General features: G+C 73.8%; 21 protein-coding genes. 4 read left to right on the top strand and 17 right to left on the bottom strand.

From position 1 onward, the window contains the following. The first annotated feature begins 139 nt into the window (after positions 1 to 139). Positions 140 to 2,035: a CocE/NonD family hydrolase gene (locus ACN268_RS07970; protein WP_421482489.1), complete on the top strand. Its 1,896-nt coding sequence runs from the start codon at positions 140 to 142 to the stop codon at positions 2,033 to 2,035. Between the two features lie 52 nt (positions 2,036 to 2,087). On the opposite strand, the gene ACN268_RS07965 is transcribed toward ACN268_RS07970, so the two are convergent. From ACN268_RS07965 to ACN268_RS07950, 4 genes are all read right to left on the bottom strand, one after another. Beyond that, positions 2,088 to 4,175 carry a cellulose binding domain-containing protein gene (locus ACN268_RS07965; RefSeq protein WP_421482488.1) on the bottom strand — a complete coding sequence of 696 codons (2,088 nt, stop codon included), beginning with the start codon at positions 4,173 to 4,175 and terminating at the stop codon, positions 2,088 to 2,090. Between the two features lie 301 nt (positions 4,176 to 4,476). Then, the gene (locus ACN268_RS07960; RefSeq protein ID WP_421482487.1) at positions 4,477 to 5,175 is read right to left on the bottom strand and encodes an SDR family NAD(P)-dependent oxidoreductase; all 699 of its coding nucleotides are present in this window, start codon (positions 5,173 to 5,175) and stop codon (positions 4,477 to 4,479) included. A gap of 91 nt (positions 5,176 to 5,266) precedes the next feature. Further along, complete coding sequence (locus ACN268_RS07955) at positions 5,267 to 6,283, bottom strand: hypothetical protein (protein WP_421482486.1); 1,017 nt, start codon at positions 6,281 to 6,283, stop codon at positions 5,267 to 5,269. 314 nt (positions 6,284 to 6,597) lie between these two features. Further along, the gene (locus tag ACN268_RS07950; RefSeq protein WP_421482485.1) at positions 6,598 to 7,986 is read right to left on the bottom strand and encodes a PHB depolymerase family esterase; all 1,389 of its coding nucleotides are present in this window, start codon (positions 7,984 to 7,986) and stop codon (positions 6,598 to 6,600) included. Between the two features lie 207 nt (positions 7,987 to 8,193). On the opposite strand from ACN268_RS07950, the gene ACN268_RS07945 reads away from it, so the two are divergent. Continuing rightward, positions 8,194 to 9,195 (top strand): LacI family DNA-binding transcriptional regulator, encoded by a 1,002-nt coding sequence (locus ACN268_RS07945; RefSeq protein WP_421482484.1) that lies wholly within the window; start codon positions 8,194 to 8,196, stop codon positions 9,193 to 9,195. 239 nt (positions 9,196 to 9,434) lie between these two features. Here ACN268_RS07945 and ACN268_RS07940 read toward each other — a convergent pair whose 3' ends face one another. The 4 genes from ACN268_RS07940 to ACN268_RS07925 form a co-directional block, all read right to left on the bottom strand. After that, the gene (locus tag ACN268_RS07940) at positions 9,435 to 10,367 is read right to left on the bottom strand and encodes an oxidoreductase (RefSeq protein WP_421482483.1); all 933 of its coding nucleotides are present in this window, start codon (positions 10,365 to 10,367) and stop codon (positions 9,435 to 9,437) included. Positions 10,368 to 10,550: 183 nt separating this feature from the next. Continuing rightward, the gene (locus tag ACN268_RS07935; protein WP_421482482.1) at positions 10,551 to 10,925 is read right to left on the bottom strand and encodes a DUF4260 family protein; all 375 of its coding nucleotides are present in this window, start codon (positions 10,923 to 10,925) and stop codon (positions 10,551 to 10,553) included. After that, entirely contained in the window at positions 10,922 to 11,491 is a 570-nt protein-coding gene (locus tag ACN268_RS07930) for a TetR/AcrR family transcriptional regulator (RefSeq protein ID WP_421482481.1), read from the bottom strand. The genes ACN268_RS07935 and ACN268_RS07930 overlap by 4 nt, the downstream gene beginning before the upstream one ends. After that, the gene (locus tag ACN268_RS07925; RefSeq protein WP_421482480.1) at positions 11,484 to 12,320 is read right to left on the bottom strand and encodes an alpha/beta fold hydrolase; all 837 of its coding nucleotides are present in this window, start codon (positions 12,318 to 12,320) and stop codon (positions 11,484 to 11,486) included. Before ACN268_RS07925 ends, ACN268_RS07930 begins: the two co-directional genes overlap by 8 nt. Before the next feature lie 437 nt (positions 12,321 to 12,757). Between ACN268_RS07925 and ACN268_RS07920 the strand changes: the two genes are divergently transcribed. Next, positions 12,758 to 13,396, top strand: coding sequence for a MerR family transcriptional regulator (locus tag ACN268_RS07920; RefSeq protein ID WP_421482479.1), 639 nt, complete (start codon positions 12,758 to 12,760; stop codon positions 13,394 to 13,396). Positions 13,397 to 13,452: 56 nt separating this feature from the next. On the opposite strand, the gene ACN268_RS07915 is transcribed toward ACN268_RS07920, so the two are convergent. After that, positions 13,453 to 14,211, bottom strand: a complete 759-nt coding sequence (locus ACN268_RS07915) for a helix-turn-helix domain-containing protein (protein WP_421486843.1) — start codon at positions 14,209 to 14,211, stop codon at positions 13,453 to 13,455. Between the two features lie 413 nt (positions 14,212 to 14,624). Here ACN268_RS07915 and ACN268_RS07910 point away from each other — a divergent pair, with 413 nt between their 5' ends. Further along, positions 14,625 to 14,807 carry a hypothetical protein gene (locus ACN268_RS07910; protein WP_421482477.1) on the top strand — a complete coding sequence of 61 codons (183 nt, stop codon included), beginning with the start codon at positions 14,625 to 14,627 and terminating at the stop codon, positions 14,805 to 14,807. A 116-nt stretch (positions 14,808 to 14,923) separates the two neighbouring features. On the opposite strand, the gene ACN268_RS07905 is transcribed toward ACN268_RS07910, so the two are convergent. The 8 genes from ACN268_RS07905 to ACN268_RS07870 form a co-directional block, all read right to left on the bottom strand. Beyond that, positions 14,924 to 15,952, bottom strand: coding sequence for a sensor histidine kinase (locus ACN268_RS07905; RefSeq protein ID WP_421482476.1), 1,029 nt, complete (start codon positions 15,950 to 15,952; stop codon positions 14,924 to 14,926). Next, on the bottom strand, positions 15,945 to 16,640 hold the full coding sequence (locus ACN268_RS07900; RefSeq protein WP_363653442.1) for a response regulator transcription factor: 696 nt from the start codon (positions 16,638 to 16,640) through the stop codon (positions 15,945 to 15,947). The genes ACN268_RS07905 and ACN268_RS07900 overlap by 8 nt, the downstream gene beginning before the upstream one ends. 92 nt (positions 16,641 to 16,732) lie before the next feature. Further along, complete coding sequence (locus ACN268_RS07895; RefSeq protein WP_421486842.1) at positions 16,733 to 17,473, bottom strand: zf-HC2 domain-containing protein; 741 nt, start codon at positions 17,471 to 17,473, stop codon at positions 16,733 to 16,735. 14 nt (positions 17,474 to 17,487) lie between these two features. Beyond that, on the bottom strand, positions 17,488 to 18,282 hold the full coding sequence (locus tag ACN268_RS07890) for a RibD family protein (protein WP_421482475.1): 795 nt from the start codon (positions 18,280 to 18,282) through the stop codon (positions 17,488 to 17,490). Position 18,283: 1 nt separating this feature from the next. Continuing rightward, positions 18,284 to 18,940, bottom strand: coding sequence for a GTP cyclohydrolase II (locus ACN268_RS07885; RefSeq protein WP_363653448.1), 657 nt, complete (start codon positions 18,938 to 18,940; stop codon positions 18,284 to 18,286). 12 nt (positions 18,941 to 18,952) lie between these two features. Beyond that, the gene (locus ACN268_RS07880; RefSeq protein WP_421482474.1) at positions 18,953 to 19,981 is read right to left on the bottom strand and encodes a lysylphosphatidylglycerol synthase domain-containing protein; all 1,029 of its coding nucleotides are present in this window, start codon (positions 19,979 to 19,981) and stop codon (positions 18,953 to 18,955) included. A gap of 55 nt (positions 19,982 to 20,036) precedes the next feature. Beyond that, entirely contained in the window at positions 20,037 to 20,963 is a 927-nt protein-coding gene (locus tag ACN268_RS07875) for a class I SAM-dependent methyltransferase (RefSeq protein ID WP_421482473.1), read from the bottom strand. Further along, complete coding sequence (locus ACN268_RS07870) at positions 20,960 to 21,994, bottom strand: glycosyltransferase family 4 protein (RefSeq protein WP_421482472.1); 1,035 nt, start codon at positions 21,992 to 21,994, stop codon at positions 20,960 to 20,962. Before ACN268_RS07870 ends, ACN268_RS07875 begins: the two co-directional genes overlap by 4 nt.

The following is a 21,994-nucleotide window of genomic DNA, read 5'->3' as shown; positions in this document are numbered from 1 at the left end:
GGCACCCGCCACCCGGACGACGGGCGTCGTCGCGTCGGTGTCGTCGGAGCGGCGTGCGCAAAGTTCCTACAGGTGCAGGTGGTGATGCCGGTCGGTCGGCCCATAGCGTGCCGGGTCTCGGGACTCTCAAGGAGACTGCATGGCTGCAATGGGAACGCCCCTCCGCGCCGGGGTGGCCGTACTGTCCGCGGTGCTGCTCGCCGCCCTGGGCGCGGCGCCACGGGCGCAGGCGGCGTCGGACGAACCGGCGATCGTGGTCCAGGACGGGGTCACCCAGCCGGTGTTCGGCTACGCCGACGCCATCCGGGAACGCCTGTTCATCGACTCCACCTTCGACAGCGACAACGACGGTCTGCGCGACATCATCGCGTTCGACCTGATGCGACCGGCGGCCACCGCGAACGGGCTCAAGGTGCCGGTGATCATGGACGCCAGCCCCTACTACTCGACGGTCTGCCGGGGCAACGAGTCCGAGTGCAAGGCCGACCTGGACGGCGACGGCCTGCTCGACAAGTGGCCGCTGTTCTACGACAACTACTTCGTGCCGCGCGGCTACGCGGTGATCCTGCTGGACATGGTGGGCACCAACAACTCCACCGGCTGCCCCACCACCAACGCCAACCAGGACAACCTCAGCGCCAAGCAGGCGATCAACTGGCTCAACGGCCGGGCCACCGCGCGCAACGCCGCCGGTCAGGTGGTCACCGCCGACTGGCACAACGGCAAGTCGGGCATGATCGGCAAGTCGTACGACGGCTCGCTGGCCATGGCGACGGCGGTGACCGGCGTCAAGGGCCTGACCACGGTGGTGCCGATCAGCGGCCCCACCGAGTACTACGACTACGTACGCAGCAACGGGGTGGTCACCCGGGGCAACAGCTACGTGGCGTCGCTGGCCAACACGGTCACCAACCCGGAGCGGCGGGACTACTGCAAGCCGGTGCGCGACGCGATGGCCGCCGCCGACGGCGACGAGAGCGGTGACTACACCGCCTTCTGGAACGAGCGCAGCTACGTCAAGAAGGTCCCCAACATGACCGCCAGCGTGCTGCTCTACCACGGTCTCAACGACGACAACGTCCGCGCGGACCACTTCAGCAAGTTCTGGTACGCCCTGGCGGAGAACAACGTCCAGCGCAAGCTGTGGCTCTCCCAGGAGGGACACGTCGACCCGTTCGACTCGCGGCGTGCGGTGTGGGTGTCCACCCTGCACCGGTGGTTCGACTTCTGGCTGCACGGGGTCGCCAACGGCATCATGGACGAACCCCGGGTCGACCTGGAGCGGGCCGCCGACGTGTGGGAGACCCACGCCGACTGGCCGATCCCCGGCAAGGCCGACACCGAGGTGTTCCTCCAGCCCGGCAGCACCGGGGCCGGAGGGCTGAAGCTGGTGCCGACCGCCAAGCCGGCGACCGGCGCGTTCCAGGACAGCCGGACCCAGAGCCAGAACACCATGATCCTCAACCCGGACACGGTGCAGCCGAACCGGCTGGCGTTCCTGTCCGCGCCGCTGACCGCGCCCCTGCACATCTCGGGCACGCCGACGGTGCAGCTGCGGGCCTCGGCCGACCAGACCGACACCAACTTCGGGGCGATCCTGGTCGACTACGGCACCGACGAGCGGGTGGCGCACCGCGCCTCCGGTGAGGGGATCGTCACCCTGGCCACCGAGGACTGCTGGGGGTTGAACAGCCCGACCGACGACGGCTGCTACAAGCAGACCGCCAAGCGGGTCGCCACGGCCGACTACGAGCTGGTCACCAAGGGCATCATGGACGCCCAGAACCGGCAGTCGATCCGCACCGCCGTGCCGCTGGTAGTGGGGGAGTCGTACAACTTCACCTTCCCGCTGCTGCCGGAGGACTACGTGTTCAAGCCGGGCCACCGGATCGGCGTGATCATCGTGGCCAGCTACCCGCAGTACTCCAGCCAGGCGGACACCACCGCCGCGAACATCCAGGTCGCCCTGAAGAGCAGCAAGATCGTTCTTCCGGTGGTCGGCGGCACCCCCGCCGCCCACGCGGCAGGTCTCTGACCGCTCCCCGGGGTGGCCGCCGCAGCACCGCTGCGGCGGCCACCCCGCCCGGTCACCCCACCGTGCAGGGGGTGCCGTTGAGCACGAAACCGGTGGGCGGGACGTTCGGGCCGCTGTAGGCCCCGACGAAGCCGGCGGTGGTGCTGCCACCGGCGGCGATCCGCCGGTTGTCGTCGGTGGCGGCGACCGTCACGGTACGCCCGGTCTGCGTCCAGGTGGCGCTCCAGCCGCTGCTGACCTGCTGCCAACTCGTCGGCCAGGTCCAGGTCAGCGTCCAGCCGTCGACGGGGTTCGCCCCGTTGTTGACGATCTCGACGTTGCCGACCCAGCCGTTGCCCCAGTCGCTGGCGGTGCTGAGCCGGACGGTGCAGCCGCTGTCGGCCGGGCCGGCGGTGGTGAAGGTGACAGGCGACGACGACCAGGACACCTTCCCGGCGGTGTCCCGGGTCAGCACGTTGAGCGTGTACCGGGTGCCGGGGACGAGGTTGTCCACGGTGAACGAGGTGCCGGCCGTCTCGCCGAGCTGCTCGCTGACCGTGCCGTTCTGCCGGTACACCTCGTACTTGGCGATCGGGGTGCCCTTCGGCGGGGCCGGCGACCAGGAGATCGTCGCCGACCGGTCGGTCACCCCGCTCGCGGTCGGCTGCCCCGGCGGTGCCGGGTGCGCGGTGACCGGGGACGACGGCCGCAGCACCAACGTGGTCAGCGAGTACGCCGGCAGGGTCCGGCTGGCGGCGCTGCCCGACTGCCCGGTGACCACGCCGGACGCCCCGTTGGTCAGCGAGTACGTCGTCGGCGCGGCGTCCGACGGGGTGAAGCCGGCGTAGTCGATGGTGACCGGGTGCGCGTTGGCCGGGTCCTTGTTGACCAGCAGCACCGCGAGATCCCCGTCGGCCCGCCGCACGGCGTGCGCGGTGACCAGCGGCTCGTCGGTGGCGGCCCGGACGAACTGGTCACCCGGCCGGGCGAACAGGTTCATCATCGACAGTCCGTGGTACGGCGCGAACGGGGTGTTCAGCGGCGGCTCGCAGACCGAGTTGTCGGCGGTGCAGGTGCCGCTGGACAGCAGCCCGAAGTCGCCGTAGTCGGTCTGCCCGGCCACCTCGGTGACGGTGCCGATGCCGTTGTGCACGTTCCACCACTGGACCGTGAACACGCCGTTCTCCAGCAGGTCACTGTAGGCGTCGGCGAGGAACAGCGCGCCCGGCTGGGTGTTCTGGCCGGTGCCGACGTTCAGCTCGGTGAAGCTGATGCCGATCCGGGCGGCGTTCGGGCCCGCGTACCGGGCGAGCTGGTCGCGCAGCAGGTGGGCCGCCTCGTCGATGTGGGCCGTACGGGAAAGCGACTCGGCGGCGGTGCCACCCGGGTACCAGTGCACGTCCACGAAGTCGATCTTCGGGCCGGCGATGGAGAGCACGGTCCGGTTCCACGGGCCCGGGTCACTACCGGCGGTGATCCCGTCCGGCCAGTTGCCCGGCATGGTCAGCACCGCGCCGACCTTGATCGTGGGGTCGACCGCCTTCATCGCGTCGGCGTACTCGACCACCAGCCGGGCGTACTGGCTGGCGCTCTTGTCGGGGTGGTCGTCGGCCTCCCAGGCCGACCCGTAGTGCCCGTTGCCGTAGTTCTCGTTGCCGACCGTCCACCACTTCGCGCCGTACCCCTTGGTGACGTTGGCGTAGCGCACCCAGTCGGCGGCCTCGGCGGGGGAGCCGGTGCCGTAGTTCGCGATGATCATCGGCTGCGCGCCGACCCGCCGGGCGGCGGCCATGAACGTGTCGAAGTCGGTGTTCGGGGCGACGTACCCGCCGGGCGCGGTGTGGTCGCGCCAGTGGTAGATGTCGGCGTACGAGCCGCCCGGGTAGCGCATCATGCGCACACCGGCGGCCTTGAGCAGGTCCGACGTCTCGGCCGTGCCGAGCTGGGAGTCCCAGATGGCGTGGTTGACGCCCAACGCGGTGGCCGGCACGCCTGCCAGCCCGGCGTTGGCGTTGACGGTCACGGCCACCGGGTCGGCCGCCGCGTCGGCGGGCGACGGGCCGGTCACGGCGAGCCCACCGGTGGCGAGCAGCAGGCTCGCGGCGAGCGCCGTCGCGCGCCCCGGGCCGCGACGCGACGGTGGGGCGGAAACTCTGTTCATACGGGGTTCCTTCGGGGGTCACCACAGCACACCGCCCGGCCGGTCGGGGTTGCGTCGCCCACGAGGGCGTCGAGACGGCGGGCGGGACTGATGGACGGGAGTGCTGGCGTCGTTCCGTCGTGCTCGTCGCCGTCCCCCGGAAACCCAGCGGCTCCCGGTTGCCCTGGACGACTGTCAGCCCCACGCGTGGCACGTCATCGACGCATCAGAATCCCACGACGATCGTGGCGAATTCAAGGCGGCGGGCCCGGGTGGCGTCGTGTCGTGCCGCCGTCGGGCCCGGTCGCCCGGCCGGGACGGCTCACCGCCGGGCGGCCACCCTCGCCGCGACCCCGGCCGCCCGTACCACCGCCGCCATCCGGCGGGGCCGGGAGACGACCGCCGGCCGGGTACGCAGGCAGTCGCGCACCACGTCGGCGGCCCGCTCCACACTGAGCAGCATCGGCTTGACCGGCGACTTCGCCATCTTGGTGTCGACGAACCCGAACCGCACGACGGTCACCCGCACCCCGTGCGGGCGCAGCGCGCCCCGCAGCCCCACCAGGTACGACGTCAACCCGGCCTTGGCGGCGGCGTACCCGGGGGCCTGGGCCGACGGGGCGGCGTCGGCGAGGCTGGACAGGCCCACGAGGTGCCCACCGCCCCCGGCCACCATCGCCGGCACGACCACCTCCACGGTGCGCGCCGCACCGATCAGGTTGACCTCCAGCGCCCGGGTCTGCGCCGCCAGGTCACCGAGGTCGAAGAACTCACCGACCCCCGCCGCGTAGACGCACACGTCCACCCCGCCGAGCCGGTCGACCGCCCCGGCCAGCACGGTGCGGTAGGTGTCGCCGGTGACGTCGGCGACGTGGTGGGTGTACCCGGGGGCGGTCAGGTCGCTGCCGCTGCGGGACACCCCGGCGACCGTCCAGCCGGCCGTCACCAGTTGCCGGGTCAGGGCCAGCCCGACGCCGTCGCTGTTACCCACCACGATCGCCCGTCGCCCCTGCGCAGCCATGCCCCGGACTCTAGACATCACCGTCCGGCCCCGACGTGACGCCACCCCGCCCACCGGGTCGGTGGACGGGGTGGCGGGGGAGTGGCGACCGTCAGGGCTGGCCCTGGTAGACCTCGTCGTCGGCGCCCCGGACGAACAGCCGCACCAGACCGCCGTAGACGCTTCCCGCCGGGGCGGAGATCGTCGGGCCGGGACCGTCGACCGTGCTCCACGCCGACCACGCGCCGGAGTCCTGGAGGTACCAGGCGGTGCGCACGTCGTCGCCGCCGGTGCGGACGAAGACGTGCAGCCCGCCGCCGTAGACCAGGGCGGCCGGCGCGGACGCGGCACGGGCGGTGCCGGGCACGTCGCTCCACCCCGACCAGGTGCCGGACAGCGAGTACGTGTTGCTGCGCACGTTGCCGTTCGTGCCCCGGACGAAGACGTGCAGGTATCCGCCGTAGATGGCGGCGGACGGGGCCGAGTTGGCGCCGGTCGGGCCGGCGAGGGTGACCCAGCCGGACCAGGCGGCGGTGTCCAGCGTGTACTGGTTGGTGCGGACCTTGCCGTTCGCGCCCCTGACGAACAGGTGCAGTTGGCCGCCGTAGACGGCGGCGGACGGGGCCGAAGACGCGGACGTGGTGCCACCGACCGTGCTCCAGCCGGACCAGGTGCCGGTGTCCAGGGCGTACCGGTTGGTGCGGACCTTCTGGTCGGACTGCACGAACAGGTGCAGTTCCCCGCCGTAGACGGCCGCCGCCGGTGCCGAGGTCGCCATGGCGTCACCGGGGACGGTGGACCAGCCGGACCAGGAGTCGGGGTTGGTGTCGTACCGGTTGACCCGTACCTGCCCGTCGGGGCCCTGCACGAAGACGTGCAGCTCACCACCGTAGGTGGCGGTGGCCGGCGCGGAGCGGGCCTGCGCCGTGCCCGGCACCGGCGTCCAGCCCGCCGCGCGGGCGGCCGGGGGCCGGGCGGTCGCGGAGGTGACGCCCGTGGCGGGGCCCGCCGGGTGGCCGACCGCCGGCACGGCGGCGGCGGGCGTGGCGACGAGGGTGACCGCGCCCAGGCCGAGAGCGAACGCGGGCAACCGGTGCCGCACCAGTTTCATCGATAGACTCAGACGCATAGACGCTCCCTTGTGGACGCTCGGTGGTGACGACGGCACGGTCTGCTCGCGGCTGGTCCACCGGGCTGCGCACCACCGCCCGTCCCGGCGCGGCCGGCGACCCCGGCCCGCGACCCCGGGCGACCCCCCGTCACCGTCACCCTATCGATCCGCCCGTACCCCCACATCAACCGAACCACCCCACCCCACCCCGCCCGTCCGCGCGACGACCCGCCCGGCCGGACGGGGAGGGACAGCGGTGATCAAGAGCTTTGCGTCATCCGGATCGGCTCCGGTGACGCCAATCTCTTGATCACCGCCGGTGGCGGCACCTGTCAGACGACCGCGCAGGGGGAGCCGTTGAGGGTGAAGAAGGCCGGTTTCGCGGTGTTGCCGGTGTGGTTGGCCTGGAATCCGATGCTGACCGAGCCGCCCGGCGGGATCGAGGCGTTGTAGGAGACGTTGGTGGCGGTGACCGCTCCGCTGGTCGGCGAGTAGGTCGCGTTCCAGCCGCTGGTGATGGTCTGCCCGGCGGGGAGGGTGAACGCCAGGTTCCAGCCGTTGATCCCGGTGTCCCTGAGGGTGGTGATCGTGATCGCGGTGGTCAGGCCGGTGTTCCAGGCGTTCACGGTGTAGGCGACCCGGCACTCGGCCCCCGGACCCGGCGTGGTGGGCGTGGGCGGGAACGGCGTCGGCGGCGTGGTCGTCGGCACCGGCGGGGTCGTCGTGGGCGGCGGCGTGGTGGTGGGCGGCGGGGTCGTGGTGGGCGGCGGCGTGGTGGTCGGCGGTGGGGTCGTGGTCGGCGGGGCGTCCAGCCCGAAGAAGCGGATCGCCTGGGCGGCGTCGACCGGCAGGTTGTGCGTGACGCCCTGCATGCTGATCGCCTCGACCGGCGCGGTGCCGCCGCTACCGCCGTACCGGGTGCGGGTGTAGCCGGCCTGCGGGGTGTCGGTGAACGTCGGCGTCTGGCTCAGCCCCTGGACGTTCGTCCACTGCTTGACCTCCTCGCCGAAGTTCGGGTAGCGCAGCGTCTCGTCGTTGGTGCCGTGCCACAACTGCATCCGGGGCCGCTTGCCGGTGTACCCCGGGTAGGCGTTACGGACCAGGTCGCCCCACTGCTGCGCGGTCTTGGTGACCTGCCCGTTGGCGCACTGGCTGTTCCACTCCGAGCCGTCGGTGGTGGCGAAGCAGCCGAACGGCACCCCGGCGAAGGCCGCGCCCGCCGCGAACACGTCCGGATAGTCGCCGAGCAGCACGTTGGTCATCATCGCCCCGGACGAGGTGCCGGTGGCGAAGATCCGGTTCGGGTCGACGGCGTACCGGGACCGGACGTAGTCGACCATCGACTTGATGCCCACCGGGTCGCTGCCCCCGTCGCGGCGCAGCGCCTGCGGCGAGGAGACGTCGAAGCACTTGCTGCTGCGGGTCACCGACGGGTAGATGACGATGTAGCCGTACCGGTCGGCCAGGGCGGCGTACTGGGTGCCGGAGTAGAACGCGGGGCCGCTGCCGGTGCAGTAGTGCACCGCCACCAGCAGGCCCGGCCGGGCCGCCACGGTGTTCGGCACGTACAGATACATCTGCAGGTTGCTCGGGTTGGCCCCGAAGTTGGTCACCTGGGTCAGCGTCGCCGCCGAGGCGGGGGTGGGGGCGGCGATCGCGGCCAACGCGGTGAGCGCGGCGGCGACCAGGGCGGTGCCGAACAGTTTGATCCTGGATCTCATGGGACGGGTTCCTCCGGAGGCTCGCGGACGTGCGGCTGCGCCGATCGAGGCTGCCCGGCGCTCGATCGTGTCCGGCTCAGGAACATCCATGAGTATCGTTAGGCTGTCCCCGGCTTGGCAAGGTGGCCCGTGCCACCGGAACTTCCGGTTCCCGGGCAGCGTGGACACCGGCGTCCGGCGGGGCCGGCCCGGTGGATAATGACCCCCATGCGTGGTCCTGCGATGACGGACGTCGCCCGCCTCGCGGGAGTCTCCCACCAGACGGTCTCCCGGGTGCTCAACGACCACCCGAACGTGCGGGAACAGACCCGGGTGCGGGTCCGCGCGGCGATCGCCGAGCTGGGCTACCGGCCGAACCGCGCGGCGCGGGCACTGGTCACGGGCCGCTCCCAGTTGATCGGGGTGGTCGCCCAGAACAGCACCCTCTACGGCCCGGCGTCGCTGCTGGCCGCCCTGGAGCAGGCCGCCGCGTCGGCGGGGTTCGCGGTCAGCGTGGGCAGCGTCAGCACCCTCGACCGGCGGTCCATCTCCGCCGCCGTGGAGCGGCACCTCGACCACCGGGTCGCCGGCATCGTGGTGATCGCCCCGGTGGCCTCCGCCGACGAGGCGCTCGACCACCTGCCGCACGGCGTGCCGCTGGTCACCGTCGACGGCGATCCGGCCCGGGAGGCGGCACTGGTCACCGTCGACCAGGCGGCCGGGGCCGGGCTGGCCACCCGGCACCTGCTGGACGCCGGGCACCGCACGGTGTGGCACGTCTCCGGCCCGGCGGACTGGTTCGACAGCGCCGGGCGGGTCGAGGGCTGGCGGTCGGCGCTGCGGGCGGCCGGCGCGGAGGTGCCGCCGGTGCTGTCGGCCGACTGGAGCGCCGCGTCCGGCTACCGCTGTGGGCAGATGCTGGCCCGGATGCCGGAGGTGACGGCGATCTTCGCCGCCAACGACCACCTCGCGCTCGGGGTGCTGCGGGCGTTGAGCGAACGCGGGCGTCGGGTGCCGGACGAGATCAGCGTGGTCGGCTTCGACGACGTGCCGGAGGCGGCGTACTTCATCCCGCCGTTGACCACCGTGCGGCCGGACTTCGACGCGGTGGCCCGCGCCGGCCTGGCGATGCTGCTGCGGCAGATCGAGGCCGGCCCGGGGGTGGTGGAGCGGCACACCATCGCCCCGACCCTGGTCCACCGGGCCAGCGTCGCCGCCCCACCCACCTGACCCCGCCCACCCTCGCGGATTGACCCCGCCTCCGCGGTGTTGGCCCCGCCCTCGCGGGTTGGCCCCGCCTCCGCGGGTTGGCCCCGCCTCCGCGGGTGATCAAGAAGTTTGCGTCAACTTGAAGATCAAAGTTGACGCAAACCTCTTGATCGACGCGGTCCGGCGGGCGTCGGGGGCGGCGGTCCGGCGGGCGTCGGGGGTCGGGGGTCGGGGGAAGCCGGGTGGAACGGGGGCGGGGGTCAGGCCAGGGCGTCGAGCGCGGCGCGGTCCGCCGGGGTCAGCCGCAGCCGGGCGGCGGCCATGTTCTCCTCCAGGTGCCGTACCGAACTGGTGCCGGGAATGACCAGCACGGTCGGCGAGTAGGCCAGCAGCCAGGCGATGGCGACCTGCGCGCGGGTCGCGCCGTGCGCGTCGGCGATCCCGTCGACGGTACGGCGTTGCGCGGCGCTGACCTCGGGCCCGAACGGCAGCGGACGCCGCCCCTGCCGCGCACCGAGCAGCCCCGCCGCCAGCGGGAAGTACGGCACGAAGGCGATGCCCTCCTCGGCGCACCGCCGCAGCACGTCGAGGCAGTCCCGGTCGAGCAGGTGGAACCGGTTCTGCACGGCCGCGATCGGGATCGTCGCCCGAGCCTGGTCGAGCTGCCTGACGGTGACGCCACTGAGCCCGACGTCGCCGATCAGGCCCTCGTCGCGTAGCCGCACCATCATGGCGAACGACTCGGAGAACCGGACGTCGCCCGGACGCAGCAGCCCGTCCCCGCCGACGCGCAGGTAGACCAGTTCCAGCCGGTCCCGGCCCAACCGGCGCAGGTTCTCCTGCACCTGCCGGCGCAGTTGGTCGGGTGCCCCGGCGGGCACGAAGTCGCCCCACCTGTCGCGCTCCACCCCGATCTTGGTGCCGATCACCAGGTCGTCGGGGTACGGGTGCAGTGCCTCGCGGATCAGGTCGTTGGTCACGTGCGGGCCGTAGAAGTCGCTGGTGTCGAGATAGTTGACGCCCAGCTCGACCGCCCGGCGCAGCACCGCCAGTGCGCCCGCGTGGTCGTCCGGGGGGCCGAAGACGCCGGGGCCGGGCAGTTGCATGGTGCCGAAGCCCAACCGGTTGACGCTCAGCTCGTCGCCGAGCCGGAGCCGCCCGACCTCCGGCGCGAGCCTGTCCGACAGTGTCACCGCTGCTCCCCTCGGGGGACGCCACATCCCGCGACGCCCGCGTGCGCGGGCCGACCGGCGAGTCGTGCGCCCGCCTCCCGTCGGCCATCCTCGCGGACGACACGGACGCCGTCCCGCAGGTGGACACCGCGTGTCGTCGAGATGGTGACCCTGGGTGAGTGCGGGTGCGGCGTCGGCGACGGGTCAGCGCAGCGGGCGCGGCCCGAAGTCGAGTGCCCGGTCCACGCCGATGTGGAAGAACCAGCAGGCCGCCACGAGCGCCAGCGGTGTCCACCCGGTCGCGTCGAGCGCGTGCGCCAGGCCGTACCCGGCGAGCAGGACGAACGGGGCGACGTAGGTGTGCCCCAGGTTGTAGACGATCGCGCCGACGTGGTGGTCGACGGCGTAGCCGAGCATCGACAGGTCGAAGACGAGGAACAGGGCGAACAACCACCACCAGGCGAAGCCCGTCAGCACGACGAGGACGACGGCCGCCGCGGCGACGGCCGCGCCCTCGACGCGGTAGAGGACGGGCACCGGGGTGGCCGGTGGCGGGGTGCGGGCGGGCGGGACGGTCACCGGCCCTTCCAGTTCTCAAGGGCGGACACGACGCTCTCGACGGCCCGTTCGTAGCTGCGTTCCAGGTCGGCGGCGAGCGCGAACGCGCCGGCGGTCTCCAGGCTGACGAAGCCGTGCAGGACCGTACGCAGCAGCCGGGTGGCGTCGACCGCGTCGTCGCCGAGCAGCCGGTAGCCGACGAGCACCCGGTAGACCACCTGGACGGCGGCGTCGCTCACCCGCTGGTCCTCGGCGTCGTCGGGGTCGGGTGCCCGGACGGTCATCGGGTACTGCACCGGGTTCTGCCGGGCCCACCTGCGGTAGGCGGTGGCGAGGCTGCGGACCGCGTCGTCGCGGGCCCGGCCGACGCACGCCTCGGCGAGCGTCGCGGCCAGGTTCGCCTTGGCACGCAGCATGATGCCCCGGCGGAGTCCCGGGAGGCCGTCGACGTGCTTGTAGAGCGACGGGACGCGGACGCCGAGGCTCCCGGCGAGCGCGGCGAGGGTCAGCTCGTCCTGCGGGTGCGCTTCGAGCAGGTGCGCGCCGCGTGCGACGACCGTGTCGGTGGTGAGGCCGGCCCTAGGCACGGGTGGTGATCCGGGTGAGGAAGTCGAGCACCGCCGCGGTGGTCCGTCCGGGCTGTTGGGACTGCGGGTAGTGGCCGGCCTCGGGCACCATGACCACCTCGCCGCGCAGGGTCGCGCCGATCCATGCCGCCTCGGCCGCCGGGTCCGTGAAGTCGGGGTCGCGCTCACCCATGACGACCAGCACCGGGGTGTCGACCTCGGCCAGCCGTGCCTCGGCGGACCGGTGGTCGGTCTGCCGCGCGGTGCGGGAGAACGCCGTGCCGTAGCCGGGCTGGCGGAGCTTGGCGACGACGGCCGCCCGGTATTCGGCGAAGTCGGCGGGTTTGGCCCCGGCGTACAGGGTGGGCAGGTAGGCCTTCCAGACACCTGCCACCCAGAGCGGGGACGTCAGCACCCGCAAGAGGATCCGCATGCCGGGGGCCTGCCGGGGATTGCGGACGAACGGCCCGACGAGCACGAGCCCGCAGACCTGCCCGGGGTGCTCGGCGGCGACGATGACCCCGGCGCCGGCGGCCAGCGAGTTGCCCACGATGACGGCCGGCCGGCCGAGTTCGTCGATCAGGGCGCTGATGTCGGAGGCGGTCTCGGGGTCGCCGTAGGAGGTGAAGGTGGTGTCGCTGTCGCCGTGGCCGCGCAGGTCGGTGGTCGCCACCGTGTAGCCGGCGGCGACCAGGGCCGGGGCGAGGAACCGGTACGACGAGCGCAGCTCGGCCATGCCGGGGACGAGCACCACGAGGGGGCCTTCGCCCTGGAGGTCGTAGGCGACGCGGCCCTGCGGGCGGTGCAGGTAGCGGGTCGGTGGGTGGGTGCTGGGCCGGGAATCCGTCATGAAGCTAGCGTAGCTAGCCGAAAAGCTAATGCCAATAGCTTTGCTGGGGAAGGTGGCGGTCGGCACCCCAAGAGCGAAGCGTGGTTCAGCAACATCGAATAACCGGCATGCAGGCCGTGCTGGTTACTATTCCTCTGAGCAACTTTCAGGTTGCTCATCGTGCTGGGGGGAGGTGCGATGAGTCCCGGATGCGCGGCGACCCTCCCGGCCGGTACGGCCCGAGGTACCCGCCCTGCCCACGACACCACCGTCGTGCCGAGGGGCGGTCCCGGCCCCGTCGTCGCGGCTGCGTCGACGGCCACCACCTGCCGCGCTTCCCGGCATCCGCTGTTCACGGCGGTGCCGCCGCCGTTCACGTTCGGGCCGCCCGCTGCCGGGCGGCGGAGTCCCGCCGCGGGCGGCGTCCGGGGGTGGCCACCGGTACCCTGGGGGGACGGATGCGCATCTCAGATCTGGCCAGGATCAGTGGTGTTCCACTTCCGACGATCAAGTTCTACATCCGGGAGCGGCTGCTGCCGCCGGGCCGTCCCACCGCACGCAACCAGGCGGAGTACGGCGAGGAACACCTCGCCCGGCTCCGGCTGATCCGGGTACTGGCCGGCATCGGGCGACTGAGCCTGTCCTCGGTGCGCCGGGTGTTGGCCGCCCTCGACGACAGGTCACTGGCGTTGGGCGCGCAGTGCCGGGCCACCATCTGGGCTCTCTTCCCCGACCAGCCCGAGGAGGACGACACGCCGGACGTCGGGCCGGCCCGGGTCCAGGTCGACGCGTTCATCGACCGGCTCGGTTGGGAGGTCGACGTCGCCTCTCCGGGCCGCGACACCCTCGCCCACGTGCTGACCGCGTTGCAGCAACTGGACGCCGACTGTGACATCGAGCTGTTCAGCGAGCACGCCGAGAGCGCGGAGCGGATCGTGACGCACGAGTTCCAGTACGAGTCGGCGCACTCCGCCACCGCGATGGCGGTCTGGAACGTGCTGTCGGAAGTGGCCTTCGAGGCGATGCGCCGGATGGCGCAGGAGAGCTACCTGGCGCGCCGCTACGCCAGTCCCGCCGAACAGCCGGCCACCGCCTGAGCGCCGCTGGATGCCGGGCCGCCGGTCCGTGACGACGGTGCGCCGGCACCCGCCGGTCAGCCGGTGCGCGGCAGCGACGGCAGGTCGGCGGCGTGCACCACCGGTGGATCGAAGGTGCGCATGGGGCGCAGGGTGAGGTCGGCCCGGGCCGACCGGGCCGGGACGCCGACCGTCACCGGGCCATGGTGCCCGACCAGCAGCGGACGGACGCCGGTGGCCGGCCGGCGCCGGTGCGTCGCGTGGGCCAGCACGAACCAGGTGCCCGGGGGCACCGGACCCAGCAGGTACGGCCCGGGGCCGGGCAACACGGTGGAGCTGACCGGTCTGCCCTGCTGGATACGTTCCGGGAACAGCCCCACGAAGACCCAGTCGGGCGCCTCGCCGGGCAGCGCCCGGACCTGCCCGTGCACCGTCGGCCCGGTGGTCTCGGCCGGTTCGGTCCGGACCGGACCGGGCGGCCGGCCCGGGTCCTCCCGCCCGGTGGCGCGGCCGAGCCGCCGGAAGCTGGAGGGGGAGAGGCCCACGCTGTTGCTGAACCGGGCGCTGAACGTGCCGACACTGGCGTAGCCGACCTGGTGACTGATGTCCGTGACGCTCCACGAGGTGGCCAGCAACAGGTGCTTGGCGCGCTGGAATCGAATGGCCGAGAGAAAACGCCCCGGTGACACTCCGGTCACCCGGTGGAACACCCGGCAGAAGTGGTACTTGCTCAGCAGGGCGGTTCGCGCCATTTCGTCCACGCTGAATTGCTTTCCCAGATTCCGGTGCATTTCGGCGATGACCCGCCGGACCGCCCTGCTGCTGTGGTCTTCCATCGTGCCCCCGGCGAGCGTCATGGTGGGTGCTGGGCTGCAACGATGCAGCTTCCCGCCGGCTCCGCTGTCCCCCGGGGCGGTGACGGCAACTGGTGGACGGATGGCAGAAAAAGGGCTTTGCGGTTATTTCGAATCAGCTGGCCTCAATGCTAGGGCACCCTCAATGCATGGTCAACGGCGCGCAATGCGAATGGCGCTAACGGCTGCATTTTCCGGATGCGTACCCCTCGTCTTACCGGTGATGATTGCGGCCAAGGCCCGATGCGCCCGGCTCGGGACCGATGTCGGAAAAGCGATCCCGGGGGCCCACCCGTCGCCGGCCGTCGACTCGACCGTTGACCTGGGCAGCGAGGAACGTGCGCCCGGCCCGTCGCCGGGGCCGCGAGGAGAGACGTCCCGGAATGGGGAAGACGATGACCGACGACGCCGACGACGAGACCCGACCCGGGCCCGGTCGCCCCCGTACCGCTCCCCGCCCGGCGGGCGCGGACCGGCCGCCCTCCGCCCTTGACGCCTGGGGACGGGCGAACCGGCGCGGGCAGTGCGACTGGTCCGAGCCGGACGCCGAGCCGCACCTCATCCGCGGCCTGGACTGAACGGCCCCCGACCCCGCGGCCTGGACTGAACGGCCCCCCCGACCTCGCGGCGTCGACTGAACGGCCCCCGACCCTGCGGCGTCGGCCAGAACCGTCCCCGACCCCGCGCGTCGCCGTCAGCCGGTGGCCAGCGGCAGCCGGACGACGAACCGGCAGCCCTCGGCGACGTTGTGCACGTCCACCCGGCCGCCGTGCGCCTCGACCAGCCCGCGCACGATGGCCAGCCCCAACCCGCCGGAGCCGGCCGGGGACCCGTTGCCCGGGTGCGGGGTACGCGCCGGCTCGCCCCGGAACGCCACGTCGAACAGCCGGGGCAGGTCCGCCTCCGGGATGCCGCCGCAGGTGTCGGCGACGGCCAGCCAGGCGACGTCACCGTCGCGCCCGGCGTTGACCTGTACGGTGCCGTCGGCCGGCGTGTACCGCACCGCGTTGAGCAGCAGGTTGCCCACCACCCGGCTCAGTTCGGGTTCACTGGCGGCCACCGTGGGCCACCCGGAGGCGGCGGACACCAGCCGGATGCGGCGGGCGGCGGCCAACGGCGCGGCGCCGGCCAGTGCGTCGGAGACCACGTCACCCAGCGGCACCGCCGACAGCGACAGCCGCAGCGCCCCGGCGTTGATCCGGGACAGCTCGAACAGGTCGTCGACCAGCCGGGTCATCCGGTCGGTCTCCACCCGGATCCGGCGGTGGTACTCGTCGACCGTGTCCGGGTCGGCGACCACCCGGTCCTCCAGCGCCTCCGCCATCGCCCGCAGCCCGGCCAGCGGGGTCCGCAGGTCGTGCGAGACCCAGGCGACCAGGTCCCGCCGGCCCTTCTCGATCCGCCGCTCCCGGGCCCGCGCCTGGTCGGCCCAGACCGCCGCCGAGGCTAGCCGCCTGGCGAACAGCCAGCCGACCGCGAGGCTGACCAGCGCCGCCGCCGAGACGGTGATCAACACCACCTCCAGGTCGTGCGGGGAGAGGAACATCGCCTCGGCGATCACCGCCACCCCGGACACGACCGCGCTCACCGTCATGGCCAGCAGCACCGTGACGTGCACGGTGATGGACCGGCCGCGCAGCAGCCGTAGCACCCCCGCGCCGAGCAGCCCCACCCCGCCCGACGCGGCCAGGGCCGCCCCGAAGATCAGCGCCAGGTCAGTCATCGACCGGCTCGTACCGGTAGCCGACGCCCCAGACCGTGACGATACGGCGCGGGTTGGCCGGGTCGTCCTCGATCTTCTCCCGCAGCCGGCGTACGTGCACGGTCACCGTGGACTGGTCGCCGAACCGCCACCCCCAGACCCGTTCCAGCAGCTCGGCCCGGGACAGCGCCCGGGTGGGATGCTGCATCAGGTGGGCGAGCAGGTCGAACTCGCGCAGGGTCAGGGCCAGTTCCCGCCCGTGCAGCCGGGCCACCCGGGGGCCGGTCGACACGGTCAACCCGCCGTCGTCGAGCACCTGCGCCGCCGCCGTGACCGGCTCACCGCCGGCCCGGCGCAGCACCGAACGGACCCGCAGCACCAGCTCCCGGGGGGAGAACGGCTTGCTCAGGTAGTCGTCCGCGCCCAGTTGCAGGCCGAGGATCCGGTCCGCCTCGTCACCCCGGGCGGTCAACATCACGATGGGTACGCCGTCCGGCCGCTGCCGCAGCCGCCGGCACACCTCCAGCCCGTCGAGCACCGGCAGCATCACGTCCAGGACCACGAGCTGCGGTGGCGCGGCGGCCACGGCGGCGAGCGCGGCGGCCCCGTCCCCGACGTGGTCCACCTGGTAGCCGGCGTGCTCCAGATAGCGGCACACCACGTCGCTGACCGTCCGGTCGTCGTCGACCACCAGCACCCGCTGCGCCACCGGCACCTCCCTCTCGTGCCGGCCAGCGTAGCCCCGCGCACCCCGGCCGCGACCCGCCGGAAACCTTGCCAGGTGCTTACGGTCCGCGCGGCTCAGGCCGCCCGGCGGTCCCGGGCCTGCGCCCCGTACGGCTGCGCCGTGACCGGGCGGGGCTCGTCGAGGTCGTCGAGCCGCAACCGCCACCGGGACCGGCCGGTACGCCGGGGATGCGACGGGCCGGCCGGACGCGGACCCAGCCGGTACAGCAGCACCGTGATCAGGTAGCCGCCGACCAGGAACCCGTGGCTGACCAGCCGGGGCACCGCCACCTGCGCGGTGACCAGGTCGTTGACCGACAGCAGGACCAGGGTGGCGACGAAGGCGCTGAGCATCGGCAGCAACCCGGCCGGCGGGGTACGCCGCAGCGCGACGAAGAGGAAACCGGCGCCCACCGCCACGTTCCACGCCGCCGACTCGTGCCACAGGTGCTGCCCCGCCGGGTGCAGGTGTTCGGCGTTGACACCCTGACCCACCTGGGCCAGGCCGAGGGCGAGCTGGACCGCGCCGAGCAGGCCCAGCGCCACCCGCAACCCGGTGACCAGCCCACCGGGCCACCGCACGGCACGCCGGGGGGCCGGTGGCGGCACGGCGGCGAGGATCGACTCGGTCAGGTCGGGTGCCGTGGCCGTCACCACCCGGGTCCGGGCCCGCCGGGTCACCATCGCGGCGACCCCGTGCCAGGCGCGGCAGTCCGCGCAACCGTCGAGGTGCGCCTGCACCGCCACCCGCTCCTCGGCGGTCTCCTCACCGTCGAGCTGGGCCGACAGGATCTCCCGCCATGCTGCGCACCGCATCGGGCGATTGTCGCTCATCCCGGCACCCCGTCGGCGCAGCGCTCCGACAGGGCGTACCGCATCAGCACCACGTCGCCGATCTGGCGTACCTCGGCGAGCCGGGCCCGCCGGCCCGGATGCCACGGGAACGCGCCGTCACCGACGAACCGGGGGGCCCGCCGGTCGCCGACGAAGAACGGGGCGACCACGAGGTGCAGCTCGTCGGCGAGGCCGGCGGTGAGGAACTGGGCGTGCACCGACGCGCCGCCCTCCACCATCAACCGCCGCACCCCCCGGCCGGCCAGGTCGGCCAGCACCCGGGCCGGGTCCAACGGGTCACCCGCGTCGACCACGGTGGCCAGCCCGGACAGCAGCTCGGTGGTCTTGTCCACCGCCGGCCCGGCGCAGTAGACGATCTTCTCGGCGTCCCCCACGGTGAAGAACCGGGCCTGCGGGTCCAGCAACCCCCGGGCGGTCATCGTCACCTTCACCGGCGACGGCGGCAACCCGGCGGCCTGCCGGGCGGCCCGCAGCCGCGCCGAGCGGACCATCAGCCGGGGATCGTCGGCCCGGATCGTGCCCGCGCCGACCAGGATCGCGTCACAACCGGCCCGGACGGCGTCGATGCGCTCCATGTCCTCGGCGTTGGACAGCAGCAGCCGCTCCCCGGTGGCATCGTCGATGTAGCCGTCGATCGACGTGGCGCAGCTCAGCAGCACGTACGGCCGCCCGGTCGACGCCGGTACGGCGGTGGTCGTTGTCGCCGGTACGGCGGTGGTCGTTGTCGCCGGTACGGCGGTGGCCGCCGTCCCGGCCGGTACGACACCCATCTCAGTTCAACGACGGCAGGTCGACGGCCCGGGCGGCGGCCCGGCTGGCCTTCGCCGCCAGGTAGTCGGCGTTGGCGGGGGAGAGGAACACCCCGGTCGGCACCACCTCGGCGACCGCCACCCCGAGCCGGGTCAACTGCTCGGCCTTGTCCGGGTTGCTGCTCAGCAGCACCAGCTCCGGCACCCCGAGCACCGCCAGCATCTGCGCGGCGGCCCGGTAGTCCCGTTCGTCCTCGTCGTGCCCGAGCGCCACGTTCGCCTCGTAGGTGTCCAACCCGGCGTCCTGCAGGGCGTACGCGTCCAGCTTCGGGTAGAGGCCGATGCCGCGCCCCTCCTGGCGCAGGTAGAGCAGGAAACCCCCGGCGTCGGAGATCCGCTGCACCGCCTCGCGCAGCTGCGGGCCGCAGTCGCAGCGCTGGCTGCCGAAGACGTCCCCGGTGAGGCACTCGCTGTGCGGGCGGACCAGCGGCGCCGCCCCGCCCGCCGCGTGCCGGCGCAGCGCGCCCGCCCAGTCGCCCAGCCCGAACGCCAGGTGCTCCCGCCCGTCCACCAGCCCGTCGAAGGAGAAGACCCGCGCCGTGGTGGCGTACCCGTCGGGGAACCGCAGCGGGACCGTGACCTGTGTCCGGACCGTCGCGGCCGGCAGTGCGTCGTACATGTGTCTCCTCTGTCAGGCGCTGCCGGCCAGCCCGGCAGCGGGTACCGGTGAGGAACCACCCTGGCCTCCCACCGTACGGTCACCCGGTCGTCCGCGCAGCGCGGACGGGCGACCCCGCAGCACCAGCACGGCGGCGCCCGGCAGGGCCGCCACCAGCACCAGTGCTCCGTACACCAGGGCGGTCGCCACCCCCTCGGCGGCGCCCAGGCCGGCGGCCCCGAACGCCCAGGCGGCGACGCCCTCGCGCGGGCCGAAACCCGCCATGTTTGCGGGCAGGCCCATCGCCAACAATGCCAGCAGCGTCAGCGGCACCAGCACCGCCAGCGGCGCGGTGACCCCGGCCACCCGGGCCGCGAGCACGAACGTCGCCAGGTGGCAGCCGACCACCACCGTCGAGGTCAGCAGCACCCCCGGCCCGGTCCGCCGGCCCAGCAGCCCGGCCCGCACGTCGGCGACGGCGGCGCGCAGCGCGCGGGCCCGCCGCGACGGGCCCGACCGGGGCAGCGCCCGCACCAGCACCACCAGCACCAGGCCCACCGCCGCCGCCACCGCCGTCACCGTCGGCAGGTACGGCCGCACCGGCGACGGCAGCGCCAGCAGCAGCGCCACCGCCAGCACCACCTGGACGAGCTGCCCGGCGGTCCGTTCCCAGACCACCGCGCGCACGGCCCGGCCCAGGTCACCGGCCTCCCGGCCGTGCCGTACCGCCCGGTGCACGTCGCCGAGCACCCCGCCGGGCAGTGTCGCGTTGAGGAACACCGCCCGGTAGCAGTCGGCCACCGCCGTGCCCAGCGGCAGCCGGATGCCGAGCGCCTCGGCGACCAGCCGCCACCGCCACGCGCAGCCGACCGTGGCCAGCGCGCCCAGGGCCAGTGCGCCCAGCACCGCCGGGGCGTCGATCCGGCGCAGCCCGGCCAGGGCCGGACCGGTGCCCAGCCACCACAGCAGCACGCCGACCAGGGCCACCCCGCCCAGGTTGCTCAGCCAGGCCCAGGCGGTACGGGCGTGGGCGGGTGACGTGCCGGTGGCGTCGGATGACACGCGGTTCCTCCTCCGGAGATCCTGTCCCTTCTCACGTACCGGCCGGCGAACCGGTTCATTCCACCCCGGCGAGCAGGTCGTCGTGGCCGACGGTGACGGTGAGCCGACCGGCCGCCGCCTCGGCCCGCCGCCACCGGGCGTACCCGGCCGTCCGGTCGGCCAGGTCGGGACGCTGGGCCACGGCCGCCTCCAGCCAGCCGTCGAACCACTCCACGATCAGCTCCGCCTGCTGCGGCCCCAGCCGCCACGGGGTCGACCGCACGGTCACCGGCATGCCGTGCCTGGCGAACTCGGCGACGGTCACCCCGGCGGCGTCCGGGCCGAGCAGCACCCGGCCGTCGACGGTACGCCGCTGGTGGGCGTCGAAGGCGGCGGCGACCTCGGCGTCCAGCGGGTCGGCGGGGTCGAACCGGACCCGACCGACCACCGAGAGCACGAACAGGCTGGGGCAGCCGACGCCCGCGCAGGCGGCCACGATCCGGGCGATCTCGTCGGCGGTCAGCATGTCCAGCAGCGCCGACGCGGTGACCAGGTCGGCGTCGGCCAGGTCGGCGGGGGTCAGCCGGGTGATGTCGCCCTGGCGGGTGAGCACCCGCACCGGGCTGCCGTCGGCGGCCACCGGCACCGCCGCGCCGGCCCGCTCCAGCAGCCCCGGGTCCCGGTCGTGCAGCACCCAGCGCTGCGGGCCGGGCAGCAGCGGGGCCAGCCAGCGCAGCATCGACCCGGTGCCGCTGCCCAGGTCGTGCACCACCCACGGCCGGTCCCCGCGCAGCGACGTGACCGACGAGGACCCGGTCACGAGCAGGCCGGGCCCACCGGGGGTGGCCGCCGGCAGGCCGGGGCCGCCGGGGCCGGCCGCCGGGGCGGTGCCGGTGAGCCGGGCGCGGAGCAGGTCGACCAGCTCCCCGCTGCGGGCGTCGGCGTCGGCGGGTTCCCGCAGCCGCAGCCAGTCGGCGAACGGTTCGGTGGCGTATGCGGTCATGTCCTCACTCCGTCCAGCACCTGGGAGACGATCGTCACGGTGGCCGGCCAGCCGGGCAGGTCGGCCCGCCGGCCCCGGGCCGCGTGGCGCAGCCGGTCCCGCAGGTCGGCCGAGTGCAGCCAGCGGCGCAGGGCACCGGCCAGCGCCACCGGGTCGCCCGGCGGCACCAGCACCCCGGGCGCGGCACCGTCGCCGGCCCGGCCCAGCGCCTCGGGCACCCCGCCGACCGTGCTGCCCAGCACCGGGATCCCCCGGGCCAGGGCCTCGACCACCACCATCCCGTAGGTCTCGGCCCGCGACGGCAGGACCAGCAGATCCGCTCCCGCGTACGCCGCGTCCAGCGCCGGCCCGGTCACCGGTCCGTGCCAGCGCACCCGCCCGGCCAGCCCGTCCCGCTCGACCCGCCCCCGCAGCCCGGCCACGAAGGCTGGGTCACGGTCCAGCGCGCCCACGCAGTCCAGCGTCCACGGCCTGTCGACCAGCCCGGTCAACGCGTCGACCAGCACGTCGTACCCCTTGACCGGGGTGACCGCCGCGACGCACAGCAGTGCGGTGCCGGCGGCCGTGCCGGGGGCGACGTCGGCCGGGTCGACCCCCGGGGTGGCCACCGTCACCCGGGCCGGGTCGATCGGGTGCCGGGCCAGCAGCAGTTCCCGAGTCCAGCCGCTGGTGGTGACGAGCGCGTCGGCCAGCGGCAGGGCACGCGCCTCGGCGTCGTCGCCGAGCGGCATGTGCACCAGCACCACCTGGCGCAGCCGGCCGGCCTGCGCCGCCAGCAGCTCCGGCACGGTCGAGGCGACCAGCCCGTCGTAGAGCACCGGCACCCCGTCCGGCAGGGCCGCGAGCAGCCCGGCCAGCCGCGTCCGCGCCGCCTCGTCGGGGCGCGGCCAGTCCCCGGGTACGCCGTGCTCGTGCACCGTCCAGCCGGCCGCCCCGAGCCCGGCGCAGACCCGCCTGTCGTACGCGTTGCCGCCGCTGGGGGTGGCCGGGTCGTCGATGTCGCCGGGCAGGACGACGTGCACCGCCCGCAC

This window comes from Micromonospora sp. WMMD735 (assembly GCF_049178995.1).
GTDB classification, from domain to species: domain Bacteria; phylum Actinomycetota; class Actinomycetes; order Mycobacteriales; family Micromonosporaceae; genus Micromonospora; species Micromonospora wenchangensis.
This window is presented reverse-complemented; position numbering and strand designations above follow the sequence as displayed.

What these genes read in the sequence shown, in the direction of transcription:
- ACN268_RS07970 (WP_421482489.1), top strand. Translation starts at nt 140, where the DNA reads ATGGCTGCAATGGGAACGCCCCTCCGCGCCGGGGTGGCCGTACTGTCC.
- ACN268_RS07965 (WP_421482488.1), bottom strand. Translation starts at nt 4,175, where the DNA reads ATGAACAGAGTTTCCGCCCCACCGTCGCGTCGCGGCCCGGGGCGCGCG.
- ACN268_RS07960 (WP_421482487.1), bottom strand. Translation starts at nt 5,175, where the DNA reads ATGGCTGCGCAGGGGCGACGGGCGATCGTGGTGGGTAACAGCGACGGC.
- ACN268_RS07955 (WP_421482486.1), bottom strand. Translation starts at nt 6,283, where the DNA reads ATGCGTCTGAGTCTATCGATGAAACTGGTGCGGCACCGGTTGCCCGCG.
- ACN268_RS07950 (WP_421482485.1), bottom strand. Translation starts at nt 7,986, where the DNA reads ATGAGATCCAGGATCAAACTGTTCGGCACCGCCCTGGTCGCCGCCGCG.
- ACN268_RS07945 (WP_421482484.1), top strand. Translation starts at nt 8,194, where the DNA reads ATGCGTGGTCCTGCGATGACGGACGTCGCCCGCCTCGCGGGAGTCTCC.
- ACN268_RS07925 (WP_421482480.1), bottom strand. Translation starts at nt 12,320, where the DNA reads ATGACGGATTCCCGGCCCAGCACCCACCCACCGACCCGCTACCTGCAC.
- ACN268_RS07920 (WP_421482479.1), top strand. Translation starts at nt 12,758, where the DNA reads ATGCGCATCTCAGATCTGGCCAGGATCAGTGGTGTTCCACTTCCGACG.
- ACN268_RS07915 (WP_421486843.1), bottom strand. Translation starts at nt 14,211, where the DNA reads ATGGAAGACCACAGCAGCAGGGCGGTCCGGCGGGTCATCGCCGAAATG.
- ACN268_RS07910 (WP_421482477.1), top strand. Translation starts at nt 14,625, where the DNA reads ATGACCGACGACGCCGACGACGAGACCCGACCCGGGCCCGGTCGCCCC.
- ACN268_RS07905 (WP_421482476.1), bottom strand. Translation starts at nt 15,952, where the DNA reads ATGACTGACCTGGCGCTGATCTTCGGGGCGGCCCTGGCCGCGTCGGGC.
- ACN268_RS07895 (WP_421486842.1), bottom strand. Translation starts at nt 17,473, where the DNA reads ATGCGGTGCGCAGCATGGCGGGAGATCCTGTCGGCCCAGCTCGACGGT.
- ACN268_RS07890 (WP_421482475.1), bottom strand. Translation starts at nt 18,282, where the DNA reads ATGGGTGTCGTACCGGCCGGGACGGCGGCCACCGCCGTACCGGCGACA.
- ACN268_RS07885 (WP_363653448.1), bottom strand. Translation starts at nt 18,940, where the DNA reads ATGTACGACGCACTGCCGGCCGCGACGGTCCGGACACAGGTCACGGTC.
- ACN268_RS07875 (WP_421482473.1), bottom strand. Translation starts at nt 20,963, where the DNA reads ATGACCGCATACGCCACCGAACCGTTCGCCGACTGGCTGCGGCTGCGG.